At 68.9% G+C, this 12,429-nt stretch carries 12 protein-coding genes; 5 read left to right on the top strand and 7 right to left on the bottom strand.

The window, feature by feature from the left end:
- Nucleotides 1–66: 66 nt before the first annotated feature.
- Both DI005_RS02625 and DI005_RS02620 read left to right on the top strand, forming a co-directional pair.
- A complete protein-coding gene (locus DI005_RS02625; RefSeq protein WP_113641147.1) occupies nt 67–594 on the top strand; it encodes a GNAT family N-acetyltransferase in 528 nt (175 codons plus the stop codon).
- 104 nt (nt 595–698) lie between these two features.
- Nucleotides 699–1,253 carry a glycerol-3-phosphate responsive antiterminator gene (locus DI005_RS02620; RefSeq protein WP_228714060.1) on the top strand — a complete coding sequence of 185 codons (555 nt, stop codon included), beginning with the start codon at nt 699–701 and terminating at the stop codon, nt 1,251–1,253.
- A 4-nt stretch (nt 1,254–1,257) separates the two neighbouring features.
- Here the strand turns inward: DI005_RS02620 and DI005_RS02615 are convergent, their stop codons facing one another.
- The 4 genes from DI005_RS02615 to DI005_RS02600 are packed head-to-tail and all read right to left on the bottom strand — an operon-like array spanning nt 1,258 to nt 6,160.
- Nucleotides 1,258–2,622, bottom strand: a complete 1,365-nt coding sequence (locus tag DI005_RS02615) for an FGGY-family carbohydrate kinase (RefSeq protein ID WP_113641146.1) — start codon at nt 2,620–2,622, stop codon at nt 1,258–1,260.
- Entirely contained in the window at nt 2,622–4,067 is a 1,446-nt protein-coding gene (locus DI005_RS02610; RefSeq protein WP_113641219.1) for an FAD-binding oxidoreductase, read from the bottom strand. Before DI005_RS02610 ends, DI005_RS02615 begins: the two co-directional genes overlap by 1 nt.
- Nucleotides 4,068–4,096: 29 nt before the next feature.
- Nucleotides 4,097–4,873 (bottom strand): SDR family oxidoreductase, encoded by a 777-nt coding sequence (locus DI005_RS02605; protein ID WP_112273029.1) that lies wholly within the window; start codon nt 4,871–4,873, stop codon nt 4,097–4,099.
- 27 nt (nt 4,874–4,900) lie between these two features.
- Entirely contained in the window at nt 4,901–6,160 is a 1,260-nt protein-coding gene (locus tag DI005_RS02600; RefSeq protein WP_158559772.1) for an MFS transporter, read from the bottom strand.
- A gap of 271 nt (nt 6,161–6,431) precedes the next feature.
- Here DI005_RS02600 and DI005_RS02595 point away from each other — a divergent pair, with 271 nt between their 5' ends.
- Nucleotides 6,432–7,037 carry a DUF305 domain-containing protein gene (locus DI005_RS02595; RefSeq protein WP_113641144.1) on the top strand — a complete coding sequence of 202 codons (606 nt, stop codon included), beginning with the start codon at nt 6,432–6,434 and terminating at the stop codon, nt 7,035–7,037.
- A 285-nt stretch (nt 7,038–7,322) separates the two neighbouring features.
- Here DI005_RS02595 and DI005_RS02590 read toward each other — a convergent pair whose 3' ends face one another.
- The 3 genes from DI005_RS02590 to DI005_RS02580 all read right to left on the bottom strand — a co-directional run bounded on the left by DI005_RS02590 (nt 7,323) and on the right by DI005_RS02580 (nt 10,800).
- Nucleotides 7,323–8,612 (bottom strand): SLC13 family permease, encoded by a 1,290-nt coding sequence (locus tag DI005_RS02590; RefSeq protein WP_113641143.1) that lies wholly within the window; start codon nt 8,610–8,612, stop codon nt 7,323–7,325.
- A 3-nt stretch (nt 8,613–8,615) separates the two neighbouring features.
- Nucleotides 8,616–9,923: a C4-dicarboxylate transporter DctA gene (gene dctA / locus DI005_RS02585; RefSeq protein ID WP_113641142.1), complete on the bottom strand. Its 1,308-nt coding sequence runs from the start codon at nt 9,921–9,923 to the stop codon at nt 8,616–8,618.
- A 124-nt stretch (nt 9,924–10,047) separates the two neighbouring features.
- Nucleotides 10,048–10,800 (bottom strand): FadR/GntR family transcriptional regulator, encoded by a 753-nt coding sequence (locus DI005_RS02580; RefSeq protein ID WP_233519964.1) that lies wholly within the window; start codon nt 10,798–10,800, stop codon nt 10,048–10,050.
- Nucleotides 10,801–10,942: 142 nt separating this feature from the next.
- On the opposite strand from DI005_RS02580, the gene DI005_RS02575 reads away from it, so the two are divergent.
- On the top strand, nt 10,943–11,251 hold the full coding sequence (locus DI005_RS02575; RefSeq protein WP_112273039.1) for a UxaA family hydrolase: 309 nt from the start codon (nt 10,943–10,945) through the stop codon (nt 11,249–11,251).
- On the top strand, nt 11,230–12,393 hold the full coding sequence (locus tag DI005_RS02570; RefSeq protein WP_113641141.1) for a UxaA family hydrolase: 1,164 nt from the start codon (nt 11,230–11,232) through the stop codon (nt 12,391–12,393). Before DI005_RS02575 ends, DI005_RS02570 begins: the two co-directional genes overlap by 22 nt.
- The last annotated feature ends 36 nt before the right edge of the window (nt 12,394–12,429 follow it).

Below are 12,429 nucleotides of genomic sequence, written 5' to 3'. Positions count from 1 at the left end.
CGGGCTTACCCGGAAATGCCGGTAGACAAACGCGGATCAGGGCGCTCCCATGGAAGCATCGTCGACATGGTGGAGCTACGAGACGCGACGCAGGCCGACGCGCACGCCATCGCCCGCGTGCTGGTGCGGTCCTGGCGCGCCGCCTACCGTGGTCTGCTCGCCGACGATGTCCTGGCGGGCCTGTCCGTTCCCGACCGCGAAGAGTTCTGGTCCGACGTCCTCACCTCTCGCCCGCCGCACACCCGCGTGGTGGTCGCGACGACCGCAGGCGCCGTCGTCGGCTTCGCCGCGACCGGTCCTCCGCTCGTACCGGCCGACCGCGCCGACCCCACGCTCGGCGACCTCTACGCGCTCTACCTCTCCCCCGATGTCTGGCGCCGCGGCATCGGCACCCGGCTCCACGCCGCAGCACTCGACCGGCTCCGATCCTGCGGCTTCGCCCACGCCGGCCTGTGGGTTCTCAGCGGCAACGAACGCGCCCTGCGCTTCTACCACCGCCACGGCTGGATCGACACCGGACGCACCCAACTCGACCGCGGCCCCGGCGGCGCCGAACTGCACGAACGACGACTCCACCACGACCTCGGCGACTGAACCGGCCGGCCCGGCGCCCAACGAGACTCGGCATCCGAAGTGGACACTGCGACGTGGCGGCCGCGGCGAGCCGGGCGCCCGGAAACCTGTGTCATAGTGGAACTGTGCATGAACTCCTGCTGGACCAGCCGGTGGTCGCGAGTGTGAAGGACGAGGCCGGGCTCCGTGCCGTCACGGAGCTGGAGCCCCCGGTGGTCTTCCTGCTCTTCGGTTCGATCCTGACCCTGCCAGCGCTCGTCGATCGACTGCGCGCCGCAGGGAAAACCGTGCTGGTGAACGTCGATCTGGTCGAGGGCCTGGAGGGCCGGGACATCGCCGTCGACTTCGTGGCCGAACGCACGAAGGCGGACGGCGTGCTCAGCAGCAAGGCGGGCATCGTGAAGGCCGCCAAAGCCCGCGGCCTGCTCGCCGTGCACCGCTTCTTCCTGGTCGACTCGTTCTCGTACCACAACCTCGGCAGGCAGCTGGCGATCTCCCGGCCCGACTACATCGAGATCCTGCCCGGATGCGTGCCTCGGGTGATCAAGTGGTTACGCGCCGACACCGACGTGCCGATCATCGCGGGCGGGCTGGTGTGCGACAAGGACGACGTGCTGGCCGCGTTGGGCGCGGGCGCCACCGCCATCGCTTCATCCAATGTAGACGTCTGGTCGATGTGACGGCTCACTCCCCAGCCGAGGCCAGCCACGTGAACAGCGGATCGGTGTAGCCGGGCAGCTCCCGGTAGACCTCGGACAGCCGCCGGTAGCGTTCGTGGGTGGCCTGGTCGGGCCGGAACTCCGTGCCCGGCTTGACCATCGCCGCCACGGCCTCGTCGAAGTCGCCGAACAGGCCGAGCCCGACCCCGGCACAGATCGCCGAACCGAGCTCCGCCCCGCCCTGGGCGCGCCGCGCGGGCCGGTCGAAGGCGTCCGCCACGATCTGCATGAGCACGTCCGAACCGGCTCCGCCGCCGGACACCAGCACCTGCTCGAACTCCGTACCCAGCTCCCTGGCCATGGCGTTGCCGTTGCCGTGCAGGGTCAGCGCGATGGCCTCGAGCACGGCGCGGTACATGTGGAAAGGGCCCTGCCTGCCGTCGAACCCGAGGAAGGCGCCCCTGCGGAACGGCGCTTCGACCGGGGCCAGCCAGTCGAGCACCGCGACCAGCCCTTCGGACCCGGCCGGCACGCTCGCCGCGCCCGCGTTGAGCCATTCCTCGTCGCCGAGCAGGTCCCGCAGCCAGCTGACCGTCCACATGCCACGGCGGATTCCGTGGCTCTCGTACAGGTATTCACGCGGCCAGCACGCGAAGTTGGTCCAGAACGCCTTGGCGTCGTGGACGTTGTGTGAGCCGGTGGTCATGCCCGCGATGTAGGTGCCGAGTGACAGCAGCAACGTACGGTCGTCGCCGAGCCCCGCGCCGAGAGCTTCGACCGCCTTGTCGTTGGCGGTGGCGAACACCGGAAGCCCTTCCGGCAGTCCGGTGTGCGCGGCCGCCTCCGCCGTCACCGCGCCGAGCTTCTCGCCCGGGTACACCAGCTCGAACAGCATGTCTCGGGGTACGTCGGGATCGGCGACCCACGCCCAGGTGTCGGTGTCGATCGGCCACACACCCTGGTAGTTGGCCGCGGTGTCACGAAAACGGCCGGTCATCCGCGCGGTGATGTAACCCGACGAGGTGGTGACGTAGCGGACGTCGGGGTTCGTGTGCTCGTACGGCCGCGAGACGCGCTCGTCCATCCAGCTGAGCACCGGCTGGGCGAGTGTACCGTCGGCCCGCAGCATGGCCCGGCAGAAGCGAATCGTGCACAGCCCGACGCCGAGGAGCTCGCTCGGCTCGCCGTCGAACGCGTCCAGTGCCGCGCGCGTGGCCGCGCAGATCGAGTCCCAGAGGTCGTCGTCAGGGTGCTCGACAACGCCCGGCCGGGGCATGTCGTTGGGACGCAACGGAACACGAGCGCGGGCGTGCACGGTGCCGTGCTCGTCGAACACGGTGACCTTGGTGCTCTGCGAGCCGTTGTCGATGCCGAGCAGGTACCCCGCCATCACCGGTCTCCGACGGGGAAGATGGTGCCCGGGTTCATGATCCCGTTGGGATCGTAGACGTCCTTCAGCTTGCGCAGGATCGGGTATGCGCTACCGTGCTCCTGCTCGGTCCACGGCGCCCGGTACTTGCCGATGCCGTGGTGGTGCACCATCGAGCCACCGCGAGCCAGCGTCTCCTCGACGATGATCGCGTTGATCGGGATGTGGTACTTCGTGATCTCCTCTCGTGGTTCGCAGTTGATGCGGTAGTCGTACACGAAGTACATGTTCGTGCCCGTCTGGTAGCTGTGCGAGGAGTGCCCTCCGAGCATGGTGATGTCGTCGGCGTGCGGGTACTCCTTGGTGATCCGGGAGATCACGGCGTCGTAGATGTCGCCGATCACCGACCAGTTCGCGGAGACCTCCGTGGTGTAGCCGAGCCGCTGCTCGGCGAGCATGGCCTCCTGCTCGGCGCGGATCTTGTCCGGTCCCCAGTTCAGGTTGTCGAACCACTCGCGGATCAGCTCGGGATCGACCTTCTCGTGTTGGTACTTCCCGACGATCCGGTCGATCTCCGTGCTCGTCGCGTCGGCGAGTGGCGCCGGGCCCTCCGCCAGGAACACCGCGACGCACCTGCCGCCCGCGAAGTGCGAGAAGTGCTGTGCGGCGTCCTGCTCGGAGTAGACCCGCGCGACCGAGGGGCGGTAGCCGTTGGTCACCACCTCGCGCAGGATCTCGATGCCGGTGCGCACGTCGTCGAGCAGGTAGCCGTGGAAGCGGTTGTTCTCCGGCTGGTACCTGAACAGCTTCACCGTGACCTCGGTGACGAAGCACAGCGCGCCCTCGTTGCCGATCACGACGTGGCGGATGTCCGGGCCAGCGGCGCGGCGAGGCACGTTCTTGATCCGGCTGACGGTGCCGTCGGGGAACACCGCCTCAAGGCCCACCACCATGTCCTCGATCCCCCCGTAGAGCGTCGAGAACTGGCCGATGGACCGGGTCGCGACCAGCCCGCCCATTTGCGCGAGCGGCTTGGACTGCGGCGAGTGACCTGTGGTGAGCCCGAGTTCGCGCACGCGCTCCTCCAGCACCCGCAGCGGGACACCACACTGCGCGGTGGCCTGCATGTCGACCGGGTCGACGTCCACGATCTGGTCCATTTCGGACCCGTCCAGCACCACGGTGCGTTCGAAGCTGGTCTCCAGCCCTCCCTCGGTGCCCGTACGGCCGGTCCTGGGGACGATGTTCACGCCGTGGGCGTTCGCGAACGCCAGCACGGCCGCCACCTGCTCGGTACTGCCCGCTCGCACGATCGCGATCGGAAACGGGCCGTCGTAGATGCCGTGGACGGCGGTGTACTTCTTGAACCGGTCGACGCTGGCCTCGCGCAGCAGCCGCTCGTCGGTGTCGACCCGCTCGGGGCCCGCGATCTCGCGCAGCCGGTCGATGATGGCGGTCGTGTCCATGGTGTCGTGCGCTCCGTTCGAGTTCGGGTTCATCGGGTGAGGTAGCCGCCGTCGACGGTGAGGACGTGCCCGTTCACGTAGTCCGAGGCCCTGCTGGCCAGGAAGACCACCGCGCCCATCAGGTCGCCCAGCTCGCCCCACCGGCCCGCCGGGATGTGGTCGAGGACGCGCTGGTTGGTCACGGGGTTCGAGCGGGTCCGCTCGGTGATCGGCGTGGCGAAGTAGCCGGGGGCGATGGCGTTGCACTGGACGTTGTGGGCACCGAGCTCGTCGCAGTACGCCTTGGTGAATCCCACGATGCCGTGCTTGGTCGCCGCGTAGGCGGGCGAATGCTGCCCGCCGAGGAACGAGAACAGCGAGGCGATGTTGATGATCTTGCCGCGCTGCTGCTCCACCATGCGCCTGCCCGCGCGCCAGCCGAGCTCGAACGGCGCGGTCAGGTTCAGCGCCACCATCGGGTCCCACTGCTCGCGGCCGAACTCCGCCGCGGGAGCCAGGTTCGAGATGCCCGCGGAGTTGACGAGGATGTCGACCGAGCCCAGCGTGTCCACACAGGATGCCACGACGTGTTCGGGTGCGCCCGGCTCGGTGAGGTCGATCTTCACCGTCTCGAGCCGGGACCCAGCCTCCTCTACCATGCGCCGGGTCTCACCGCCGTCGTCGATGACGCTCGGCGCGAAGACGTTCGCACCCGCCTTGGCCAGCGCCACGGTGAACGCGCGACCGAGACCGGTGTTGCCGCCCGTGACGATGGCGTTGCGGCCGTGCAGTGAGAACAGCTCGAGGGAGAAGTCCTGGATGTCCAACGAGGAACCTTTCTTGGGCTACGGGGGTCAGGTCAGTGCGGTGGCGCTCGGCTGCGGTCCGGTGGCCCGTTCGCGGCGCTGCACCCACAGGGTCAGCGAGGTCAGCACGATGCCCAGCACGCCAGCGGCGGTGAGGAAGCCGAACAACATGCCGTAGCCGCCGTGCGGGGCGGTGCCCGCGGCCGGGTCCCCGATCCACCAGGCGACGAGTCCGGGAAGGAACGCGTCCGGCAGGTAGGCGAGTCCCGAGGCGAGACCGATCACGCCGCCACGCTGCTCGGCGGGGATGCGTGCTTCGGTGACGCTCGCCCAGTAAACCCCACGGCTGGCGAACACCGCGAACGACAGCACGAACATCAGCGTGATCGCGACCCACTGCAGCGCGGGTGTCGCCGGCAGTACGAGCAGCAGTGCGACGCACACCGTCGCGCCGGCGAACGCCAGGCGGAGGAACCGCGGCGTCGACCGGGTGAGCTTGTCGACGGCAACCCCGCCGATCGGGCCTGCCACGAACTGGAAGACGTAGGTCCGCACCACGCCGAGGACCCCGACCAGCGCGGCCGTGACGCCGAAGTCGTGCTGCAGCAACGGGGAGAAGTAGCCGAGCGTGGTGTAGAAGCAGTACATCAGCATGATCGAGCCGCCGAGCAGCCACGTGTACTTGTTCCGTGCGGCCGCTGCCAGCTGCCGCAGCGAGAGGGCCGAACGCTCGCCATCGGGGGCGCGGTCGGCCTGGCCCCGCAGCGCGAACCAGATCAGCGCCGCCAGCACCAGACACAGGACACCGTAGATCGCGATGAGGGCGAGCACGCCGACCGTGGGAGCGAGCAGGGTGCCGACCAGCAGGACGCCGACCGCGCTGATCACCGTCGAGGTGACCCCGCGGATCGCCTCCAGGAAACCGAAAAGCCTGCCCTGTTGCTCGGTGGAGCCGAACGAACCCACCGCCTTCACCAGCGCGGGCCAGTAGAGCGCCATTCCCGCGAACGCCATCGCGATGTGCGCGAGCAGTGTCGTGAGGTAGCCGGGCGAGACGGTCAGCGCCAGGTCGGCGATACCGGTGATCACCAGCGCCGCCACGATCAGCGCGCGTGGGGAGAACCGGTCGGCGAACCAGCCGCCGACGAAATACATCACTGCGGCGACCGCGCCGAACACGGACATGATCCCGCCGTATTCCTGCGCGGTGAGTCCGAGCGCCTGATAGGTCGGCTCCAGGAAGACGAACCTGATGTAGGCGACCTGGAAGATGATCCCACCGGACACACACAGCAAGAGGTAGCTCATCCACCTCCGCACACCGCTCAACGCAACCACCTCGCCGTGGAATTCCGGGCACAAAAAAAGAGAACAGTATTCCCCGCGGGTGAAAGGGGTTACTGTTCTCTGAGTCTCTAGTAACGCGATATTCGGTTGTGATCGACCGCAACGTAACCAAGCCCGTCCCGCCGTGTCAAGTCCGCTGTGTGCCCGCCGAGGCGTGGTGTACGGTTCCGTGCGCCCGAGCCGGTGCCGCCCAGGCTCCGCCATCGAGACGCGACCAGGAGGAACGGAACTGATGCGCGAGCGACTCCTTGGCATCTGCTCCGCTGGCGTGCTGTTGCTCACCACCGCCTGCGACGGCAGCGAGGAGGGCGCGGCGCCCGCCGAGCGCCCGAGCCGGCCCTCGGCGACGCAGACCAGCGCCGGTGCGACCGGGGCCACGCAGGACCACAACCTGAGCGATCTGGAGTTCGCCAGGGAGATGGCGGCGCATCACGCGCAGGCCGAGGTGGTCGCCGAACTCGCGCTCGAGCGTGCCTCCGATCCGGAGGTGAAGGATCTCGCGGAGCGGATCAAAGCGGCCCAGAGCCCCGAGAAGAAGCAGATCATGGATCTGCTTCTGATGTGGGGCGAGGACGTGGAAGTGACCGGCAGCGGTGGCGGGCACGACCATTCGCACCTGATGAGCGAGGAAGCGTTCCAGCGACTGCACCAGGCGAGGAGCGCGGAGTTCGACGAGCTGTGGCTGCGGTCGATGATCGAGCACCACGAGAACGCCGTCGAGCTGGCCGAGGCACAGCTCAGGGATGGCAGCGACTCGCTGGCGAAGCTCTTCGCCCAGACCATCGTCGACCGGCAACGCGCCGAGGTCACGGAGATGACGGCCCTGCTGCAGCGGTGACGCCTCAGCCGCGGCGGCCAGCAACCTCGCCGATCTCGCGACCGGCCTGGCTCAGCGCGCCCAGGGCCTCCACCGAGCCGTTGCGCGCCAGCGTCGCGCGACGTCCACTCCCGACTCGACGGCGAAGCCGCGAGACCTGGGGCCGCCTCACTGGGGGAGCCGCGAGCACGTCGTCACCGCCGAAACGCGCCTCGGTGGTCCCTTTCGACAGCGAGGGCGACCATTTCGGGCCGTCGCGACGAACCCGCGTGAATGGGAACGAGTCGCCACCGCGCCTCACCTGCCTCACGACGTCGGCAGCACGAACGCCAGGCAGGTCACGACCGGGGCGATCACGATGAGCGAGAAGCCCCAGCGCAGCAGCTGCCGGAAGACGCGGTCGCGTTGGGGCGCGGGCGTGTTGGCCACGACGAGCGCCCCGGTGGACGACAGCGGGCTCGCGTCCACCACCAGCGACGAGATCGCGAGCGCGGTGATCAACGCCGTGGCGCTGAGCGTGCTGTCGGCCAGCAACGGCACCGCCAGCGGGATGAGGGCGCCCAGCATGCCGATCGTCGAGGCGAAGGCCGAGCCGAGCGCGCCGATGCCGCAGATGATCAGCGCACCCAGTATCGGCGCACCCACGGCGGCGACCCCACGGCCGAGGTAGTCGAGCGTGCCGAGTGACTGCAGCAGGTTGACGTAGGTCAGCGTGCCGCACACGAGCAACACGGTCGGCCACGCGACCTGGTGCACGGCCTGCCTGCCCACCGACGGCCGCGCGACCGACAGTGCCACGGCGACCGTCATCGCCAGCACGCCGATGTTCACCTCGAACGCTAGCGCGCCGACGGCGAGCACGACCAGGCCGACGAGGGTGGCCACGCGGTGCCGGTCCAGATCGGCTTCGGCTTCGGCTTCGGGTTCGTCCGGGGACTCGGCCACCGCCACGCCACCACCGACGCGTTCCGGCACCGCGGTCCTCACCCCGACGAGCCGCAGCCCGCCGAAGAGGACGAACCCGGCCACCCCGAGCGCCAGATTGAAGGCCAGCGATCCCGCGAAAAGCAGAACCGGATCGATCGCGAGGCCGTTGCGCTCGACGACGGCGTTGCTGAGGCTGCCGAGCACACTGCTCGGTGCGAGGCCACCGGCCGCGCCTCCGTTGACGACCATCAGCCCCATCAGCAACGGCTTGATGTCGTAGCGGCGCGCGAACTCCAGCGCCACGGGCGCGAGCACGGCGATCACGGCGACCAGCGGCGCCCCCGCCATGGCCAGCAGCCCGGTCACCACGAACATCACCCACGGCACGAGCACGAGCCGTCCCCGGACCATCCGCACTCCCGCGGAGGTGAGCCACGTGATCGTGCCGTTGTCGCGGGCGATGGCGAACAGGTACGTGACACCGACCAGGGTGAGGAACAGCTCGCTGGGAAATCCCTCGGTGATCACCTCGTCCACCGGGACACCGGCGACGAGGGTGCCGACCGCGAACGCGGCGACGAACGCCACCGCCCCCATGTTGACGTCGAGCGCGGTGGTGATCGCGAAGACCACCAGCAGACCGATCAGCGCGACGAGTTCGATGGGCATCGCTCAAACCTCCCTTGGCTGGGCGCCCGACAGCACGGACCGGGCCTGCTGGACGTCGAAGTCGCGCTCCCACCGGGAGACCACGATGGTCGCCCCGAGGTTGCCGACCAGGTTGGTCAGGGCACGCGCCTCGTTCATGAAGCGGTCGATGCCGATGATCAGTGCGATGCCGGCCACCGGGATGGTGTGCACCGCGGAGAGCGTCGCCGCGAGCACCGCGAGCGCGGCGCCCGTCACGCCCGCGCCGCCCTTCGCCGAGATCACCAGCACGCCGAGCAGCAGGATCTGGTCGCCCAGCGAGAGGTCGATGTCCAGGGCCTGCGCGATGAACAGCGAGGTCATGGTCAGGTAGATCGCGGCGCCGTCGAGGTTGAACGAGTACCCGGACGGGATGGTCAGGTTGACCACCGACCGCCCGCAACCCATGCGCCGCAGCTTCTCCATCGACTGCGGCAGCACGGTTTCCGTGGACGTCGTCGCGAGCACCACGAGCAGCTCCTGCCGGAAGTAGCGCAGCAGCCGCCACAACGACACCCCGCAGAGCCGCAACACCAGGGCGAGCACGCCGAACACGAACAGCACGCAGGTCACGTAGAAGCAGGCCATGAGCGCGCCGAGCCTGCCCAGCGTCTCGGCCCCGTACTTGCCGGTGGTGAACGCGACCGCGCCGAACGCGCCGACGGGCGCGAAGTACATCACCACGCGCAGGATCGTGAAGAAGACGTGCTGCAGGGACTCCAGCCCGGTGCGCAGCGTCGCGCCGCGCTCGCCGAGCAGGGTGAGCGCGACGCCGAACAGGATCGCGAACACCAGCACCTGCAGAATGTTGCCGTCGGCGAAGGCGCCGACGACGCTGTCCGGCACAACGCTCTCCAGCAGGCCGCCCATCCCACTCGGCGTCTCGTCGGTCGCGGGGACCTCCTGCCCGCTCAGCGTCGCCGGGTCGATGTCCAGGCCGGCGCCCGGCTGGAAGACGTCGGCCACCACCAGCCCGAGCGTCAGCGCGAGCAGTGTCATGCACTGGAAGTAGACGAGCGCCTTGACCCCGACCCTGCCCACCTTGCGCAGGCTGGTCGCCGAGGAGATGCCCAGCACCACCGTGACGAACACGATGGGCGTGATGATCATCTTGATCAGGCTGATGAAGATGTCGCCAGCCGGTTTGAACGCCTCGCCGACGCCCGGCGCCACCAGCCCGAGCAGCGCGCCGGCGAGCACCGCGACGAGAACCCAGAAGTACAGCTGGCGGGACACGGTTCGCCAGCGCGAGCGAAGCCCCGAGCTTGCGGAACCCCGTTGTACCGCGGTCATCCGATCCTCCCTCGTGGTAAGAGGTCGTACCACTGAGGGTTGTACCCTGCCGAGCTCGGCGGTGACAAGCCTCACTCAGCCGGGTCGGTCGCCCGCGCGCTGCCTGAAGTGCGAAAACGAAGAACTAATTCTCGCGAACAGTCCTTTGTGGATCCATCTTCTCGTCGTGCAGCCTGGACATGGCCGCCTTGCGCGCGCCGTTGATGTGCGCCTTCACCGCACGCCGTGCCGCGGCCTGATCACCAGCCAGCAGCGCGTCGAGGATGCGGCGGTGGTCGACCCTGGACTTCTCCAGCCGGCCAGGTACTCGCAGCGTCGTCTCCATACCGCGGGCCAGGATCTCCTGCAGCACCGTGAGCGTCCGCATCATGAACCGGTTGCCCGCCGCCTCGACGATGCGCATGTGGAACGCGGCGTCGAGCTCCTGCAGCTTGCTCCAGTCGACCGGGTCCTCGCGGGTCGCGGCGTCGAGTCGCTCGTAGGTCTCCCTGACCGCGGCGAGCTTCTCGGCGTCGCCGTTGCTCGCCGCCCACGCGGCCGCGGGAAGTTCCAGCACCTCCCGCATGTCGAACAGCTCGGCGAGGCTCATCTCCTCAGTGAGCATCGCCTGGCGCAGCGTCCGCGTGGTCGCGGGGTCGGCCACGAAGACGCCTGCCCCGTGCCGGACCTCCACGTGCCCCTGCGCCTTGAGCGAGCGCAGGGCCTCGCGCAGCGACGGCCTGCTGACGCCGAGCAACGCGGCCAGCTCCCGCTCCGGCGGCAGCCGGTCACCCGGACGCAGCCGCTCATCGGCGATGACCTCGAGAATCTGCCCGGAGATCCGGTCCGACACCATGCCCCGGTCCAACGGCGTCCACATCTTCGCGTCAGTGCCCACGACCAGCTCCCCACAAGTGACCTCTTTGGTAAGACCACTTTACCTCTGTTGCGATCCAGGCGCGAAGACCCCCTTGTCCGGCACGCTTCGCCGGGTTACCGTCGTCCGGGAAAATGGTAAGACCTCTAGCCAAGGGAGAGACATGGCGCAGGCAACCGGCTTGCCGGGCTATCTCGCCCACCACGACGGAGACCTGGTGGCGGTCGCGGTACGCGACCTGGAGCCGGGTCCGGTCGAGGGCGGATACCTTCGCGGTCCGGAGAACGTGACGATCGAACTGCTCGAACCGGTGCCGCTGGGGCACAAACTGGCGCTCACGGACATCGCCGAGGGCCAGGACGTGATCGAGTACGGACAGCGGGTCGGCATCGCGACCGCCGACATCCCCAAGGGCGGATACGTCCATGTGCACAACGTGAGGAGCGCGCGGTGGCAGAACAGCGTGGCCTGACCGGGTTCCGCCGGGAGAACGGCGCGGTCGGCATCCGTAACCACACCATCATCCTGCCCGTCGACGACCTGTCGAACGCCGCCGCCGAGGCGGTCGCCGCCGTCGTGCCCGGCACGCTCGCGCTGCCGCACGCCTACGGCAGGCTGCAGTTCGGCCCCGACCTCGACCTGACCTTCCGCACGCTCATCGGCACCGGGTGCAACCCCAACGTCGCCTCTGTCGTGGTGATCGGGATCGAGCCGAACTGGACGGACAAGGTCGCCGACGGCATCGCCAAGACCGGCAAGAAGGTGCGGGCGTTCTCCATCGAACGCCACGGGGACCTCCGCACGATCGAGAGCGCCGCGCGCGCGGCGGCGGAGTTCCTGCGCGACGACTCCGAGAAGCGGCGGGAAGCCGTGCAGCGGCCCGAGGTGATGCTGTCGATCAAGTGCGGCGAGTCCGACACCACCAGCGGCCTCGGCTCGTGCCCGACGACGTCCGAGGCCGTGGACCGCTGGGTGGATGCGGGCGGCACCGTGCTGTTCGGCGAGACCAGCGAGCTCACCGGGGGCGAGCACCTGATCGCGCAGCGCTGCGTCAACGACTCGGTGCGTGCCCGCTTCCAGGAGATCTACGACAACTACATCGAGATGATCGAGCGCACCGGGGCGAACCTGCTCGGCTCGCAGCCGACACAGGGCAACATCCGCGGTGGCCTGTCGACCATCGAGGAGAAGGCGATGGGCAACATCGCCAAGACCGGCAGCAAGCCGGTGGTCGGCGCGCTCGACTCGGCCGAGGCTCCGGCCTCCGGGCCCGGTCTGTACTTCATGGACACCTCGTCGGCCGCCGCCGAGTGCGTGACGCTCATGGCCGCCGCGGGCGCGGTGATCCACCTGTTCCCGACCGGACAGGGCAACGTGATCGGCAACCCGATCGAGCCGGTGGTCAAGCTCAGCGCCAACCCGCTCACCACCGAGACGATGTCGGAGCACATCGATCTGGACTGCTCGGGACTGCTGCGCCAGGAGTACGACCTCACCTCGGCGGGTGACCAGCTGATGGAGGTCATCGACCGCACGATCAACGGCAGGCTCACGTGCGCAGAGTCGCTCGGCCACCGCGAGTTCGTGCTCACCAGGCTCTACCCCAGCGCCTGAGCGAAACCACCGCGGTCGCCGGGCCCGCCCGGCCCG

Origin of the sequence: Prauserella sp. PE36 (assembly GCF_003311655.1) — a bacterium.
GTDB lineage: Bacteria > Actinomycetota > Actinomycetes > Mycobacteriales > Pseudonocardiaceae > Prauserella_A > Prauserella_A endophytica.
Note: the sequence above shows the minus strand (reverse complement) of the source record. Positions and strands in the feature narration are given on the sequence as shown.